This window comes from Octadecabacter sp. R77987 (genome assembly GCF_042466115.1).
Taxonomy (GTDB): Bacteria; Pseudomonadota; Alphaproteobacteria; order Rhodobacterales; family Rhodobacteraceae; genus SW4.
The window spans coordinates 1007711-1024360 of the sequence record NZ_JAXHBQ010000001.1 but is presented as its reverse complement, the minus strand read 5'-3'; the positions used below and the strand labels follow the sequence as shown (position 1 = coordinate 1024360).

Annotated in this window: 12 protein-coding genes and 1 riboswitch; of the genes, 9 read left to right on the top strand and 3 right to left on the bottom strand. The window is 59.7% G+C overall.

Going from position 1 to position 16650, the window contains the following annotated elements; all coding sequences use genetic code 11:
* Positions 1-8 precede the first annotated feature (8 nt).
* From SJY21_RS05125 to folE2, 3 genes are all read left to right on the top strand, one after another.
* Positions 9-620: an inner membrane-spanning protein YciB gene (locus SJY21_RS05125; protein ID WP_377507136.1), complete on the top strand. Its 612-nt coding sequence runs from the start codon at positions 9-11 to the stop codon at positions 618-620.
* Positions 621-652: 32 nt separating this feature from the next.
* Positions 653-730, top strand: a riboswitch (SAM riboswitch).
* Positions 731-777: 47 nt separating this feature from the next.
* On the top strand, positions 778-1956 hold the full coding sequence (locus SJY21_RS05120) for an aminotransferase class V-fold PLP-dependent enzyme (RefSeq protein WP_377507133.1): 1179 nt from the start codon (positions 778-780) through the stop codon (positions 1954-1956).
* A 153-nt stretch (positions 1957-2109) separates the two neighbouring features.
* The gene (gene folE2, locus SJY21_RS05115) at positions 2110-3213 is read left to right on the top strand and encodes a GTP cyclohydrolase FolE2 (RefSeq protein ID WP_377513153.1); all 1104 of its coding nucleotides are present in this window, start codon (positions 2110-2112) and stop codon (positions 3211-3213) included.
* Here the strand turns inward: folE2 and SJY21_RS05110 are convergent.
* Together SJY21_RS05110 and SJY21_RS05105 are read right to left on the bottom strand one after the other, a co-directional pair.
* Entirely contained in the window at positions 3210-4016 is an 807-nt protein-coding gene (locus tag SJY21_RS05110) for a hypothetical protein (RefSeq protein WP_377507130.1), read from the bottom strand. The genes folE2 and SJY21_RS05110 overlap by 4 nt on opposite strands.
* Positions 4013-5050, bottom strand: a complete 1038-nt coding sequence (locus SJY21_RS05105) for a GSCFA domain-containing protein (protein ID WP_377507127.1) — start codon at positions 5048-5050, stop codon at positions 4013-4015. The genes SJY21_RS05110 and SJY21_RS05105 overlap by 4 nt, the downstream gene beginning before the upstream one ends.
* Positions 5051-5183: 133 nt before the next feature.
* On the opposite strand from SJY21_RS05105, the gene SJY21_RS05100 reads away from it, so the two are divergent.
* Positions 5184-6632, top strand: coding sequence for a TrkH family potassium uptake protein (locus tag SJY21_RS05100; RefSeq protein ID WP_377507124.1), 1449 nt, complete (start codon positions 5184-5186; stop codon positions 6630-6632).
* Positions 6632-8230: a 5-guanidino-2-oxopentanoate decarboxylase gene (locus SJY21_RS05095; RefSeq protein WP_377507121.1), complete on the top strand. Its 1599-nt coding sequence runs from the start codon at positions 6632-6634 to the stop codon at positions 8228-8230. The genes SJY21_RS05100 and SJY21_RS05095 overlap by 1 nt, the downstream gene beginning before the upstream one ends.
* Before the next feature lie 23 nt (positions 8231-8253).
* Here SJY21_RS05095 and SJY21_RS05090 read toward each other — a convergent pair whose 3' ends face one another.
* Entirely contained in the window at positions 8254-9963 is a 1710-nt protein-coding gene (locus tag SJY21_RS05090) for a trypsin-like peptidase domain-containing protein (protein WP_377507118.1), read from the bottom strand.
* Positions 9964-10244: 281 nt separating this feature from the next.
* On the opposite strand from SJY21_RS05090, the gene SJY21_RS05085 reads away from it, so the two are divergent.
* From SJY21_RS05085 to SJY21_RS05070, 4 genes are read left to right on the top strand one after another with little or no spacing between them, the layout of a single operon-like run.
* On the top strand, positions 10245-11165 hold the full coding sequence (locus tag SJY21_RS05085) for a glycine--tRNA ligase subunit alpha (protein WP_377507115.1): 921 nt from the start codon (positions 10245-10247) through the stop codon (positions 11163-11165).
* Between the two features lie 32 nt (positions 11166-11197).
* Positions 11198-11695 carry a DUF6446 family protein gene (locus tag SJY21_RS05080; RefSeq protein WP_377507112.1) on the top strand — a complete coding sequence of 166 codons (498 nt, stop codon included), beginning with the start codon at positions 11198-11200 and terminating at the stop codon, positions 11693-11695.
* Positions 11695-14028, top strand: coding sequence for a glycine--tRNA ligase subunit beta (glyS, locus tag SJY21_RS05075; RefSeq protein WP_377507109.1), 2334 nt, complete (start codon positions 11695-11697; stop codon positions 14026-14028). Before SJY21_RS05080 ends, glyS begins: the two co-directional genes overlap by 1 nt.
* A gap of 30 nt (positions 14029-14058) precedes the next feature.
* Positions 14059-16638, top strand: a complete 2580-nt coding sequence (locus SJY21_RS05070; RefSeq protein WP_377507106.1) for a putative PEP-binding protein — start codon at positions 14059-14061, stop codon at positions 16636-16638.
* Positions 16639-16650: the final 12 nt, after the last annotated feature.

Genomic DNA, 16650 nt, shown 5'->3' with positions numbered 1-16650 from the left:
AGGCTGACATGACAGAACGCAAAATCAACCCCGTCCTGAAACAGACCCTTGAACTGGGGCCGACAATCGCCTTTTTCCTGATCTACATCTGGATCAAGGACGAGACATATACCTTTGCCGGCACTGATTATTCCGGCTTTATCGTCGCTGCGCTGGTGCTGATCCCGCTGTTGCTGGGGGCGATGGCGGTGCTATGGGCCTTGACCCGCAAGATCAGCCGCATGCAGGTGTTTACCGCCTTCATGGTGATCTTTTTCGGCGGCCTGACAGCGTGGTTCAATGACGAGACATTCTTCAAGATGAAAACGACGATCGTTTATGGTGTTTTCGCTGCGATCCTCGGGTTTGGTCTGCTGCGCGGGCGCTCGTTTCTGGAATATGTCATGGGGGAATTCCTGCCCATGCAGATGGAGGGCTGGATGATCTTTACCCGCCGGATCGTCTGGATGTTTCTGGCCATGGCCGTGGCCAACGAAGTGATCTGGCGCACGATGAGCGAGGCGACATGGGTCACGCTGGAGACCTTTGCCTTTCCGGCTGCGCTGATCGTGTTCATGTGGTCGCAGATATACGCGCTACAGCATTTCCTGATCGAAGCGGATGAAAGCAAAAGCGACTGACGTGTTCTTGACCCCACGCCGCACTGGGCGTAATGACGCGATGTGGCGATTTGTTACCGGATTGCGGGCCACGTTAAACATGCCGCTAAAAGGGTGAGGGATGAACAGCCCGATACCTGACCGGTGTCGGGTTTTTTTGTGCCAAGGGGACAGACACATGGCAGACTGGGATAAACGCACCAAGGCAGTGCACACGGGCACGCGCCGCAGCCAGTATGGCGAGCTGAGCGAGGCGATTTTTCTCACCCAAGGGTTTGTTTATCCGAGTGCCGAGGACGCCGAAGCACGGTTCCTGAAATCAGGTGACGACGAATTCATCTATGCCCGCTACGGCAACCCGACCGTGCGCATGTTCGAGGACCGTCTAGCGGCCCTTTTGGGTTACGAAGACTGCTTTGCCTGCAATTCCGGCATGTCGGCCGTCAGTGGCGCGCTGATGGCACTACTGAAAGCGGGCGATCATGTTGTTTCATCACGCGCGCTGTTTGGATCCTGCCTTTATGTGCTTGAAGACATCCTTGCGCGGTTCGGCGTTGAAATCACGCTGGTGGACGGCACGGATAACGCGGCATGGGACGCAGCCATTCGCGCCGACACGCGGCTGGTGTTCTTTGAGAGCATTTCAAACCCGACACTGGAAGTGGTCGATATGCGCCATGTGGTAAAGGCCGCGCACAAGGTCGGCGCGCTGGTGCTGGCCGATGATGCCATGGCCACGCCCGTTTATTCCTATGCGCGCGATTGCGGGGCCGATCTGGCGCTTGTGTCCACGACAAAACACATCGACGGGCAGGGCCGGGTGCTGGGCGGGGCGATTTGCGGATCGCGTGAATTGATCCGCGGACCGATCGAGGCTTATGTCAAACACACCGGCGGGGCGATGAACCCTTTTGCGGCTTGGACCCACCTCAAGGCGTTGGAAACGCTGGATTTGCGGGTGCGCGCGCAGGCGGCAGCGGCGGTGCAGGTGGCCAATGCCTTGGCGGGCCATCCGAAACTGACAACCCTGCGCTACCCGACCCACGGCGATCACCCGCAACAGGCGCTGGCGCTGGCGCAGGCCGACAGCGGCGGCACCGTGCTGGCCTTTGAAATTGCCGGCGGGCGGGACGCCTGTTTCAAGTTCCTGAATGCGCTTGAGGTTTTCACGATTTCCAACAACTTTGCCGATGCCAAATCCATCGTCACGCACCCTGCAACCACGACCCATCAACGCCTGCCACAGGACCAAAAGGACATTTTGGGCATTTCCATGGGGTTGGTGCGCCTGTCAGTGGGGCTGGAACACCCCGATGATTTGATTGCCGATTTGCTGGCAGCACTTGATAAGGTGTGAAAGCGCGCGCCTGCGTGCTAGGCTGCTGCTTCTTGCGTGAAAGGCCCAGATATGACTGATCCAAAAGATGCTTTTCAGCGTAATCTGAATGACTTCGTTGGAAAACTGTCACGTGACGCCCGTATCAACGGCACCACGTCAAAGGGGGACGCCATGAACATTCACCAGCCCGATATGGACCGCACGCCCAGCCGTGCCGAGGCCGAGGATGCGCTGGCATTGTTGCGCCGCTGGGCTGCGGATGCCAGCGCCGAAGAGGTCGCGACCCTTGATCCGCTGGTGTCGCGCCTGATCCCCGGATCGGAATTGCCCAACTACCCGGCTTTGGCGCGCGCCTATCCCGAAGATTTCGCGGTGGACGAGGCCTATCGCGCCATGCTGCCTGATTTGCAAAACGGCCCATCCAGTCTGATCCGCGGAGCACAGCGGCAAATCCAGCACGTCGGGATCAGCAATTTCCGCCTGCCCATCCGGTTCCACACCCGTGACAACGGCGACCTGACGCTGGAAACCAGCGTGACCGGCACTGTTAGCCTTGAGGCGGAAAAGAAGGGCATCAACATGTCCCGCATCATGCGCACCTTTTACAAGCACGCGGGCGAGACATTCAGTTTCGAGGTGATCGAACGCGCGCTTGAGGCCTACAAGGCCGATCTGGACAGTTTTGACGCCCGTATCCAGATGCGGTTTTCCTTCCCCGTGCAGGTGCAAAGCCTGCGGTCGGGGCTGGAGGGGTTCCAGTATTACGACATCGCGCTGGAGTTGATCGAACAGAAGGGTGTCGCGAAAAAGATCGTGCATCTGGATTACGTTTATTCCAGCACCTGCCCTTGTTCGCTGGAACTATCCGAACATGCCCGCCAGTTTCGCGGGCAGTTGGCGACACCCCATTCGCAGCGATCTGTCGCGCGGATTTCCGTGGAACTGGAGCAGGATGCGCCCTGCCTGTGGTTCGAGGATCTGATTGATATCTGCCGCGCGGCTGTTCCGACCGAAACGCAAGTCATGGTCAAACGCGAGGATGAACAGGCCTTTGCCGAACTGAACGCCGCCAACCCGATTTTCGTCGAGGATGCAGCGCGATCGTTTTGCGAAAAACTGCAACAGGATCAACGCATTCGCGATTTCCGTGTGGTCGCCAGCCATCAGGAAAGCCTGCACAGCCATGACGCCGTGTCGGTCTTGACCGAGGGCGACACATTCGCCGCCGACAGCCTTGACCCCAAGCTGTTCGCGACCCTTTTCCACGTGGGCTAGGCCGTCAGGGCCGCCTGCAACTGTGTCAGCGTTACCGCCCCGTAAGCGGCGTTTGCATGCAGGATGTCATCTTTGGGTTGCTTGTGGCGATCTTCGCGGGCAAGCCGCATCGCGCCGTTGGTAAATGGTTCAGCCGTCAGGATGTGCTGGGCGCGGGTGTCATCAGGCTGCGCCAGAAACGTGATGCCAGTTTCAGCCAGCATATCTGTCACCACGCGATCAAAGCGCGCCGACAGGGCCGCGCCGTCCCCCTTTTTCAAAATGCGCAAGTGACCGGTGGTCAGCTTCTTGCCCCCCAGCAACACACGTTCGCCAACCCGTGGCTGGCTTAGGACATAGATCGGCAAATCGGGCGCCGCATCGCGAATTTTTTCAGCAAGGCGCGCGCCGATCGTTTTTGCGACTTCGGCCCGCAGGCAGGTATCAAACAGGCTGGGTGACACAAGGCGCTCGCGCATCTGTGCGGGGTCTTGCAACGCGGCAAGCGAGGGCAAACCAAGCCAGCGTGCATCCTTATAAAGCACCGAAGCCAGATTGAAGGTGATCTGGCATCCGGAAATCGCAACCGCGTCACATGCTGCAAGATCAAGGTCTTGCAGCTTATTCAAGGTCGCAAATGTGCGTATGGCCGCCTCGGAGGCCGGGCGCAGGATGCCATCTGTGATATCGGTTTCCAAAAGCTGGTTCTTGTGCGCGCCAACAAAGGTGATGTTCATGTCAGGCCATGCATCAGGCGTGTCGCGCAAGGCAAATTTCTGGGCGGCAAGGTGGGAGTTGCCGAACATGACGATGCGTTTTGTCATTTGGCAAAGGCATCCAGCAGCAGTTCATCGCAAACCGGATCGTCTTCATCGTCCTGCGCTGCGGGGGCAGGGGTGTTGGTAACAAGTTGTGGTGCAAGGCCGTGTGCCGCCAGGAAAACCTGCATCACCTGCGCGACACCTTCGGGGCGCACGGAGCGTTTATTGTCGCCAAACCATGGGCCGCCAACTGCGTGCGACGTGATGATTTCATAGGACGGGAAATAGTCGATATCCGTGAAATTCGCGACAGCCTCGCCCGCGGCGGCACGCAAAACGGCTTTGGAATAGGTCGTGGCGGGCACCACATGGGTCTGCGCGGCGGTCGCCGTCAGGGGAACAGGCGACACCGTCAGCAATACCCGCATTCCGGGGTTAAAGCCCAGCAACAGGTCGCGCATCCGCACCAGATCGGCCAGCACCTCGGCGTGGGTAAAGTTGCGAAAACGGTGCGCGTTGGCGTCAAACGTGCCTGCGACCGTGCCCGGACACATGGGGAAAACACGTTTGGTTTCGATGTCTTCCCAGCATTCGGTCAGGCCAAGGGTAAAGATGAACACATCCGTGTTGCGCAGCATCTGTGCCGTGCGTGCAAGGTGGTATCCACGGTGAAACAGCACCTCTTGCACCGTTTCCAACCCTTCAGGTTCGACGGTGGGGCGAAACGCATCGACAAAGCGCGCGCCCTTGGCCCAGACAAATCGCGGATCGGGTGCGCCATCTGTCATGTCCTGCAACAGCTGCACCATCTGGCGGGCGGTGTAGATATTACCATAGCGGCCTGAAAACAGACCGTAGCCAAACGTTTTGCAGATGGTTTCGTCCATTGTCACAGGGCGCGGTTCGGCATCAAGCACGTTGACGCCTGCGCCGCGCAAGGCCTGCGCGATATGCTGCGCAAAGCAGCTTCCGGCGGTCGCGACCCGCGTTTTCGCGCTCACAAGGAACTTTGGCACATGCAGTTGCGCCAGGCCGTCTGCCGTCGTGCCCGTGCGCCAAAATGCCTGTGAAGGAAGGTTTTCGTAAGGGTGCGACACAGAATTCTCCCGGCGGCGACAAGGCGCTCTGTGTGGAATTTACCATTGAATTTCAGGCGGGTCCACCGGGGCGCGGACCAGACAAAGGCGAGTCGCGCTTGACAGCCACGGGCGGGCAGGCCAACCCTGCGCCATGTTCGATATACGCCCCGTGGGATATGTTATTGGCTTGCTGGTCTGCGCCCTTGGGGTGACGATGCTGGCCCCTTTGCTTGCCGATTTGGTCGCGGGCAACGGCCATTGGCCCGCGTTTCTGGAAAGCTCGGTCATTACGGTGCTGTGTGGCGGGTTTATCGCGCTGTCCTGCGCCAATGGCGTGTCTTCGGGGCTCAATATCCGCCAGACGTTCATGCTGACCACGCTGGTGTGGTTTACGCTGCCATTGTTCGGCTCGCTCCCGTTCATGATCGGCGCGACCGAGGCGAATTTTACAGATGCGTTTTTCGAGGCCATGTCGGGGCTGACGACGACCGGATCAACGGTGATTGTCGGGCTGGATGGATTGCCGGATGGACTAAAGCTGTGGCGCGGCGTCTTGCAGTGGCTGGGCGGGATCGGGATCATCGTTGTGGCGATGGTGTTCCTGCCCGAACTCAAGGTCGGCGGGATGCAAATTTTCCGCTCCGAAGCCTTTGATACAATGGGAAAAATTCTGCCCCGCGCGACCGAGATTTCCAGCAATATTTCTGTGGTCTATGTCGGGATAACACTGGCCTGCGCGTTGGCCTATGCGGCCACGGGGATGAATGCCTTTGATGCGCTTGTGCACGCGATGACGACGGTGTCGACGGGGGGCATGGCCAATTACGACAACTCGTTCGGGCATTTTGGTGGCGGGGCGCATTATGTGGCCTCGGTCTTTATGGTGCTCGCGGCGCTACCGTTCGTGCGTTACGTGCAGCTGATTTCCGGCACCGCGCAGCCGCTGTTTCGCGACAGCCAGATCAGGGTGTTCCTGACGGTGATCCTTGTGATTGTCGTGGTGATGACCCTGTTCTTATGGCGCACCTTTCACGGGGTCGAGGAAATCGCCTTTCGCGAGGCCCTGTTCAACGTCACCTCGATCATGACAGGCACGGGCTATGCCAGCGCCGATTACATGGCTTGGGGATCGTTCGCTGTGGTGATGTTCTTTTTCATCGGATTGATCGGTGGCTGCGCGGGATCGACCTCGTGTTCGATCAAGGTGTTCCGGTATCAGTTGCTGTTCACGTCGATAAAGGCGCAGGTGCGCAAGATCCACTCGCCCCACGGGGTGTTTACGCCGCGCTATGACGGGCGTCCTGTGGGCGAGGATGTGTTGAATTCGGTCATGGCGTTCTTTGTGGCTTTCCTTGTGTCGATGGGGGTGATTGCGGTGCTGTTGGGGCTGACGGGCCTTGATTTCATCACCTCGATATCCGGCGCGGCCACCGCATTGGCCAATGTCGGCCCCGGTTTGGGAACCGAAATCGGACCGGCGGGCAACTTCGCGGGCCTGAACGATGCGGCAAAGTGGATTTTGTCCATCGCCATGCTGGTTGGACGGCTTGAGGTGATGGTCGTCTTTACGATGCTCACTTGGCAATTCTGGAGAGTTTGATGTCTGAAAGCCCCCCTGAACGCCCTCTAGGTGCGCAAATCTCGCATATGCTGAAATCGCGCGGCGTGGATGTGATTTTCGGCATTCCGGGGGTGCACAATCAGGAAATGTATCGCGGGATCGAGGAGGCAGGAATTACACATGTCCTTGCGCGCCACGAACAGGGCGCGGGGTTCATGGCCGATGGCTATGCGCGCGCCACGGGGCGGCCCGGCGTGGCCTATGTGATCACGGGACCGGGGCTGTGCAATACCCTGACGCCACTGGGGCAGGCCTATTCGGATTCGGTGCCGGTGCTGGCGATTTCCAGCTGTCTGGGTGAAACGGCGGCGACACGCGGCCAGTTGCACCAGATGAAGGATCAGGAAGGGGCGGCGCGCACGGTCTGTGACTGGTCCGAAACGGCGCGCACGGCCGATGCAGCCTATGCGCTGATTGATCGCGCGTTGATGGAATTCCAAAGCGCGCGCCCCCGACCCAAGCATATCAGCGTGCCAATACCGCTGTTGCAAGCGCGGGCCGCGGGTCATGATCCGGCACCTTTGCCAACCGCGCCGCTTCCCAAGGCGTCTGGCACACAGGTCACGGATCTGGCAGCGCAGATACGGGCGGCGAAACGCCCGCTGTTTATCTTTGGCGGCGGGGCCAAGGGGATTGATTTCGCAGCACCGCTATTGGCGCGATGGCAGGCGGCCAGCCTGACCACCTATGCGGGGCGCGGGATCGTGCCGGCCGATGCACCGCTGCATTTCGGTGCCTATCTGGCGCGCGGGTCCAGTGCCGATATGATCGGGCAGGCCGATCTGGTGATCGCGCTTGGCACGGAACTGTCCGAGGTTGACCTTTGGCGCGACAAGCTGGGCCATTCCGGCACATTGGTGCGCGTCGATATCGACCCGCAGGTGCTGAGTGATCGGCACCGCGCTGACGTGACGGTCCTTGGGGATTGTGCGGCATTGCTGGCCGATCTGGGCGCCGCATTGCCTGACACGGGCGCCACCGATTGGGATGCAGGGGCCGTGGCCAAACAGCGCCACATGTGGCGCGCCGAAATCATGACTGAGCGCCCCGGGATCGTCCCTGTTGCCGATGCCTTGCGCGCGGCCTTGCCCGCCGACACCATGATCTATTCCGACATGACCCAGTTCGCCTATGCCGCCAAGGAAATCTGGCCGATGGCGCGCGCGGGCCACTGGCACCATCCCTATGGGTTTGGCACGCTGGGGTATGCACTGCCTGCGGCGATTGGTGGGGCTGTGGCGCGCAGAGGGCTGCCAACGGTGGCGATTGCCGGTGACTATGGCTTTCAGTTTACGCTGCAGGAACTGGGCGTGGCCGTGGAACTGGGCCTGCCCCTGCCGATCATCGTCTGGGACAACGGCAAGCTGGGCGAGATCGAGGCGAGCATGGTGCGCGCACAGATTGCGCCCAACGCGGTGATCCAGCGCAACCCCGATTTCATTATGCTGGCGCGGGCCTATGGGGCCTATACGGCCGCGCCCGGATCTCTGGATGCCTTGCAAAAAGATGTGACCAAAGCGCTGGCCGCAGATGGGCCAACGCTGATCTATGTCACATCGGATATTGCCGGGGCGTAACCTGGGTCTTGACCCAGGCTACCCTAGTCGTCCCAGCAACTGACCAGCACGGTCACATCGGCGGCCATCAACGTCATCATTTCCGGTGTCATATAGGCAACGCTGTCAGTGGTTTGCAGGCTGATCCCGGCGCCCTGCAAAGAGGCGATGATCTGGTCGGCATCGACGCTAAAACTGACTTCGGGCGGCAGGATCTGTCCGTTCAGCGGCACCTTGGGCAAAAGCATCCCCAGCACCGCACCACCGTTGTCAAAGACCGGCCCGCCCGCGTCACCCGGCTGGGCATAGATCGCGAGGCGTTTCACTTCTTCCTCGCCGTTCAACCCGCGAATGTCAGCGAGCGTGCCAAACGTCAGGGACGGCGTCGACAACACGCCTCCATAGGGAAAACCCGCCACGGCCACATCCGACGTCAGGCGCGGCACACCGGTTTGCAATTGGGCGACCTGCACAGGGGCCAAGGCCGTATCAGGGCGCACAACGGCGATCCCCAGCGCGTCGTCGCGGTGCACGACCGCTGCGTCATATTCGGCGTTGATCGTGATGGACGAACATTCATCCACGGCCTCGACGGTTGTCAGCACGTCACCGCGCGCGTCGATAAAGAAACCGGAACGGGCCACACGTGGCTTGCGGATTTCCAGACCGGCAATCAGGTCGATCGCCTGATCTTCATCAGGCGCGGCGATGGCCGGATCAAGCACCCCGTCAACAGTGTTAAAGCTGGCCTTCATTTCATCCAGAATTCGCGTGCGGCGTTCTTCGTCGCCCGCAGGCCAGATCAGGCTAAAGCCCTTGATCTGCCCGTCGTCCAGCCGCGCGAAGGTATAGGAGGCAATTTCATCGTCGATGCCGTTGATTTCAAAAGAGCGATCAGTGCGGCTTCGTTCACCCTCGGCGGGGATCATCGCAAGGGTTTGCAGAATTTCGTAAAGCCCGAAAAGGCGAGTCTGATCGCCTTCCTGTGAAATCAGCAATACGCGGGCGTCGACCTCGCCCTTGGGATCAAAGCGGGCAAATGGCGGTTCGTATTCGGCAAATTCAACCACGCCGGTGGGGATGCTGATTTCGATGCCACTGGCATCGTCGCGCACGGTCTGCAGGTTCATCCCTTCAAGGACTGCGTTGTAATCATTCAGCAATTCGGCGCGTTGCAGGGTGGTTAGCACGCCCGTGACCTCGAAATTCTTGGATTCCTGCCAGGCGGACATCGCCGCGCGGGTGCCACGGCCATAAGACCCGTCGATCGCCGCATTGTAATAACCGGCCCATTTCAGTGCCACTTGCAGCAATTGCTTGGCTTCGCGGTCAAGTTCCGCTTCGCTGGCGCGGGCCTCTCGGACGGTCTCATCGGGAACGGGGACCGGATCGGGTTCGACCTCGATGACTTCCGCAATATCGGGTTCCTGAACCTCAGGTTCAGTTGTTTCGGCTATTTCCGCATCATTATCAACGTCATTGCCCGGTATCGGTTGCGCGGCCGTTGCCGCGCCCACACCCACGGGCCAGAACTGTTGTTGAAAGCGGCTACCGTCGGCGATGAAACTGTCGCGCGGGATCGCACCGGCATTGCGCAGGTCGCGCAGCACGGTTTCGGCGTCTTGGGGGGTATAGGGGCCAAGGGCAATGCCATACCAGCCGGACCCAAGATAATACCCGTTCACGTTCTCAAGACTGCCCGCATAGGCGCGCACGCGGCTTTGTGCGCCGTTCAGGGTTGGTTGGGCCTCCACCTGGACCCAAACGATGTCTTGTGCATATGCGCTGCTGGAAATGAATGTTGTGAATAGAAGTGCTGAAAGTGCCGTTCTCATACTTGTCCCGAACCCGTTGAATCTGTTGTCCCATGGCCCGCGCCCTGCGGATTGGCGCAGACATTAGCAGACCACGGCCTGCGTGCATCAAGAATCTGAACGGTTTTGATCGGGATTGCCCTTTGGATCGCCTGCGCTGTCTGATTGACCCGCGCCGCCTGCGCGCCTATTGAACGCGCAAAGCTTTGACGAGGGCGGATATGGCCGACAAACCACGCAGTTTCCAAGAGATCATCCTGCGGCTGCAAACCTATTGGGCCGCCAAAGGCTGCGCGATCCTGCAACCCTATGACATGGAGGTCGGGGCAGGGACGTTTCACCCTGCGACCACCTTGCGTTCCTTGGGGTCCAAGGCATGGGCCGCGGCCTATGTGCAGCCCTCGCGCCGCCCCACGGACGGGCGCTATGGCGAAAACCCGAACCGTTTGCAGCACTATTATCAGTATCAGGTGCTGATCAAACCCAGCCCGCCGGATTTGCAGGACCTTTACCTTGGGTCGTTGCAGGCCATCGGTATTGATGCCGCGCTGCACGATATCCGCTTTGTCGAGGACGACTGGGAGTCGCCAACGCTGGGCGCTTGGGGTCTTGGCTGGGAAGTCTGGTGTGACGGCATGGAAGTCAGCCAGTTCACCTATTTCCAGCAGGTGGGCGGGCACGATTGCCACCCTGTATCGGGCGAACTGACCTATGGTCTGGAACGTCTGGCGATGTATGTGCTGGGCGTCGATCACGTGATGGACATGCCCTTCAACGACCCGGATGCGCCTATCGCCTTGAAATATGGCGATGTTTTCCTGCAAACCGAACAGGAATACGCGCGCTGGAACTTTGACGTGGCCGATACAGACACCCTGTTGCGCCACTTCGAGGATGCCGAGGCCGAATGCCAGCGTATTCTGGACGCCCCTGCCGTTGACCCGAAAACCGGTGCGAAAATCATCATGGCGCATCCCGCCTATGATCAGGCGATCAAGGCCTCGCATTTGTTTAACCTTTTGGATGCGCGCGGCGTGATTTCTGTCACTGAACGTCAGGCCTATATCGGGCGGGTGCGCACGCTGACAAAGCTTTGCGCCGATGCCTTTGTGCAAACCGAAGCGGGCGGCGCTGCCGCATGACCCCGATCCGTATCGCAATCATAGGAATTCTCATGTCTGCCATTATCGCTGGCTTTGCCATGTATTATCTTCAGGTCTATGCCTACTACGACAAGGTTACGACCGAAGATGTTGGAGAAGTGCAACTTGTTTCGGTAATTTCGGGCCAATCCGAGCCAATTTTGTTCGAAAACTTCAAGGCGATTGACAGCGACAGCAGCCCGATCCGGTTTCGCGCCTGCTTTGATACGCCGCTGTCGCAGGCGATGTTGACGGAAACCTACACGATCCTGCCGCAGGCTGAACCGCTTGTCGCGCCATCGTGGTTTGACTGCTTTGATGCCCGCGAAATTGGCGAAGCCTTAGAAAGTGGCGATGCCATCGCATTCATGGGCGTCGAAAACATCAGCTACGGAATTGACCGGATCGTGGCGATCATGCCTGACGGGCGCGGGTTTTCCTGGCACCAGATCAACGCCTGCGGCGAAACCGTGTTTGATGGCAATCCGGCCCCCGAAGGCTGCCCACCTGCACCGGAAAGGGTCCAGTAATGCCTGATCTTCTGATTGAGCTGTTCTCCGAGGAAATCCCTGCGCGCATGCAGGCCAAAGCCGCCGCCGATCTGCAAAAGCTGGTCACGGACGGGCTGGTTGAGGCTGGCTTGACCTATGCGGGCGCGGCTGCGTTTCACACGCCGCGCCGATTGACGCTGTCAGTGTCCGGTTTGTCGGACTTCACACCAAAGATTAAGAACGAGCGCAAAGGACCGCCTGTTGATGCACCCGAGAGTGCCGTATTCGGGTTCATGCGTAGTATCGGCTGGGAAGCGCCAAACTCATGGTATGCCGAGAAACTTGAGGCGTTGAAGGCGGGCGAGGGAATCTATTCCGAGGATAGTGCCTCGTTTATAATAGCGAGAGAGGTCAAAGGGAAAAAGCTACTTTTCGCCACCCTAGAATACCCCCAACGTGCAGCGAGTGCCGTTGTCGCCGAGGTGCTGGACACGACGATCCGCAATTTCCCATGGCCGAAATCCATGCGCTGGGGCGCGGGCGCCTTGCGCTGGGTGCGTCCGCTGCATTCGATTCTGTGCATTTTATCTGACGAGGCAGGGGCCGAAGTCGTGCCGCTGGATGTGGACGGGATCGTGGCTGGCAACACCACACGCGGGCACCGGTTCATGGGGCCGGATGCTTTTTCCGTCACCGGATTTGACGATTACGAGGCCAAGCTGAAACGCGCCAAGGTGATCCTGCGCGCGGATGAACGCGCCGAGATGATCTGGCACGAGGCCACCAATCAGGCCTTTGCCCAAGGGCTTGAGGTGGTCGCGGACAATGGCCTGCTGGCCGAGGTCGCGGGGCTGGTTGAATGGCCTGTCGTTTTGCTGGGCGAGATTGGCGCGGATTACTTGAACTTGCCGCCGGAAGTCCTTCAAACCTCTATGAAAGAGCATCAGAAGTTCTTTTCCGTGCGCAACGGGAAATCAGGCCGGATCGAGAAATTTGTAACCGTGGCCAATATCGAAACCGCCGATCAGGGCGCGACCATTCTGGCGGGTAATCAAAAGGTGCTGTCGGCCCGTTTGGCGGATGCGAAGTTTTTCTGGGAGAACGATCTGCGTGTCGCCAAGGACGGGATGAAGAGTTGGCTGCAATCCCTTGAAAACGTGACGTTTCACAACAAGCTGGGATCTCAGGCCGCGCGGATTGAACGCATTGCCGCGCTGGTCAAGGACATCGCGCCACTGGTCGGGGCCGATGCGGCGCTGGCCGAACAGGCCGCACGTGTGGCCAAGGCTGATCTGTCATCGGAAATGGTCTATGAATTCCCCGAACTTCAAGGGCTTATGGGGCGTTATTACAGTGCCGAGGCTGGGTTTGATCCGGCGGTAGCAGCGGCGTGCGAAGAACACTATTCCCCCCTTGGCCCCACCGACGACGTGCCCACCGCGCCTGTGTCCGTGGCCGTAGCACTGGCCGACAAGATTGACCTGTTGACAGGCTTCTGGACGATTGATGAAAAACCCACAGGGTCGAAAGACCCGTTTGCGCTGCGCCGCGCGGCGCTGGGGGTTATTCGGTTGGTTTTGGAAAATGGAAAGCGACTGTCAACCAAGTTGACCATCGAGAAGGGTCTTGCAAAACAGCACTGGTTGGAAGCACTTTCTGGAGCTCACGCAAATATCGAAAATGAAGTCGCTCGAATCCAAGAAAAACTTGCGGATTCAAATTATGTAGGTTCCCTATTGGGCGGCCTTAGGGACGATCTGGAACAGGAGTTGCCAGTAATCGCTGAGGCAGAAGCCAAAGCACGAAATGAGCTGGAAAGGTATGTTGAGTATCTCAAAGATGCTCCCGCCGACCTCCTTTCCTTCTTCCACGACCGGCTCAAGGTGTTCCTGCGTGACGAGGGCATCCGCCACGATGTCATCGACGCCTGTCTTGCCATGCCCGCCAACGATGATCTGACCTTGCTGGTGAACCGTGCGCGGGCCTTGCAGGCATTCTTGCAAACGGATGACGGTGAGAACCTGTTGCAGGGCTTCAAGCGCGCCAACAACATCCTGACCCAAGCCGAAGAAAAGGACGGGGTTGAGTATTCGTTCGGCGCGGATGTGAAGTTTGCTGAACACGCCAGCGAAAAAGCGCTGTTCGCCGCCCTCGACAAAGCCGAAAAAACCATCACCCCCGCGATGGAGGCCGAGGATTTCGGCGCGGCGATGACGGCGATGGCGTCCTTGCGCGCGCCGATCGATGCGTTCTTTACCGATGTGCAGGTCAATGCAGACAGTTCGGTGGTGCGGCGCAATCGCTTGAACCTGCTTAGCCGGATTCGCACGATTTGTGCCGCAGTGGCTGATTTGACAGTCATTGAGGGCTAGGTTTCCCTTGTGATAGGGCGCGGCAGGTCTATGCTGCGCCCACACAAAGTAGGTGCCGCAGTGCAGAAAATCGTGACCCTCAAGGAAGTGACGTTGATCACACCGACCGCATCCATGGATGCAACGGTGCATGGCGGGCGCGCGAAATGCCTGCAACGGCTGGTGCGCCTTGATATGCCGGTGCCGACCACTGTCGCGATTTCGTTTCAGGCGGTGCACGGTATCGCCATGGGGCGGATGCCCGATGTGGCGAAAATCCTGTCGCATTTTGGTGATGCGCCTTTGGTGTCCGTGCGCCCCAGCAGCCAGGACCCCGATTGGGGCGGGCCGGGTGCGATCCTCAATATCGGGATGAATGATGCGCGCTACGCCGCCATGCGCGACACCATGGGCGAAACGGCCGCCGCCGCGCTGTATCTGCGGTTTATCCAGTGTTACGCCGAACATGTGGCGCGTCTGGACCCTGAATCGTTCCACCTGCCCGATACTCCCAACGGCGATACCCTGCGCGAGTTTCTGGCCACCTACGAGGCCGAAACCGACGAGGAGTTCCCGCAAGACCCGCAAGAGCAGCTGGCCGAGGTGTTGCGCAGTATGGCGCGCGCATGGGAAGGCACGACAGCCCGCCTTTTGCGTCAGGCCAAGGGCGCACCTGCGGATGCGGGCCTTGGGCTGGTGGTGCAGGCAATGGCGCTGGGGGTTGGTGCAGGGGAATGCGGCGCAGGGGTTGTGCAGTTTGTCGATGCCACGACCGGCGCACCCAGCGTGATTGGCCGCTACCAAAGCCAGGCGCAGGGCCGCGATGCCCTAAGCGACAAGGATCGCGCGATCTATCTGACCAAGGACAAGCGGGGTGCATCGCTTGAAGATATCTGCCCCGATGCCTTTGCCGAACTGATCCGCTTTGGCAGCTTGGCGCGCAAGCACCTGCGCGAGGAAATGCAGATCGAATTCACCATTCAGAACGGGCAGTTGCTTATTCTGGACGGGGTGCGGGTGCAGCGATCGTCACGTGCGGTGGTGCGGGTTGCGGTTGATCTGGCCAATGATGGCGTGATCCCGCGCGAAGAGGCCGTGATGCGTGTGCCGCCTTCGGCCCTGTCGGAAATGCTGCACCGTCAGGTCAATCCGGGCGCCAAGCGCGACCTGATCGTGCGCGGGATTGCCGCCAGTCCCGGTGCAGCCACGGGCCGGATCGTGTTTTCATCAAACGAGGCGCAGGCCAGTGCCGCGCGTGGCGAGGCCTGCATTCTGGTGCGCCGTGAAACCACACCCGAGGACATTCGCGGAATGCATGCGGCCAATGGTGTGCTGACGATGCGCGGCGGTGTCACCAGCCACGCGGCGGTGATTGGCCGTGGGTTGGGTTTGCCTTGTGTCGTGGGCGCGTCCGATCTGGAAATCAACGCCAAGAAACACGCGATCATCGCCCCGGACGGACGCAGCTTTGCCGAAGGGGACGTCATTACCGTGGATGGCACCACGGGCGATATTCTGTCCGGTGAGCCGGCGATGCTTGAGGCGGCCCTCGATGATTGGTTCCGCACGCTGCTGACATGGGCCGAGGAGTTTTGCGATATCGGCATCCGCGCCAATGCCGACACCCCTGCCGATGCCCAGACCGCGCGCAATTTCGACGCGCAGGGGATCGGCTTGTGCCGCACCGAGCACATGTTCTTTGACGGCGACCGTCTGGGCGTCATGCGCGAGATGATCTTTGCCGATGATGCAGATGATCGCCGCGCCGTGCTTGAGCGTTTGTTGCCCATGCAGCGCAGTGATTTCGTTGAATTGTTCAAGATCATGCAGGGGTTGCCGGTGTGCATTCGCCTGTTCGATCCGCCCTTGCATGAATTCCTGCCATCCGACAAGGCAGGCATGCGCGATCTGGCCGAAGGGCTGGATTTGCACCTCTCCGAGGTCATGGCCCGCGTTGCCGCGCTTGAGGAATACAACCCCATGCTGGGGATGCGGGGCGTGCGGCTGGGCATCAGCGTGCCAGAAATATACGATATGCAGGCCCGTGCCATTTTCGAGGCAACAGTCGCGGCGTCACGCAAGGGCGCCCCTGTCGAACCCGAAGTGATGATCCCGCTGGTCAGCGCGGTCCGCGAGGTGGAACTGGTCAAGACCCGCATTGATGCGGTCGCGGCGGCTGTCAAGGCGGAAACCGGTGTCGATTTCAGCTATCGGCTGGGCGTGATGGTGGAAACCCCGCGTGCGGCACTGCGCGCCGAGGACATTGCCCAGCACGCGGCCTTTATGTCGTTTGGCACGAATGACCTGACCCAGATGACATACGGGTTGTCGCGCGACGATGCGGGGCGGTTCATGTCGTCCTATGTGCGCCAGGGCGTTTACGTCGAAGACCCGTTTCACACGCTGGACGTTGAGGGTGTTGGCGAACTGCTGTCGATCGGGGCGGAACGTGGGCGCAAAGGCAACAAAGACATCGTTTTGTCGATCTGCGGCGAACATGGCGGAAGCCGTGCCGCGATTGCGTTTTGCCGTGCGCGGGGATTCGATTATGTGTCCTGTTCACCGTTTCGTGTGCCTGTTGCGCGATTATCCGCCGCTCAACTCGCTATTTCCAAATCGGAAACAATCTAGGGCTAGGGGCGA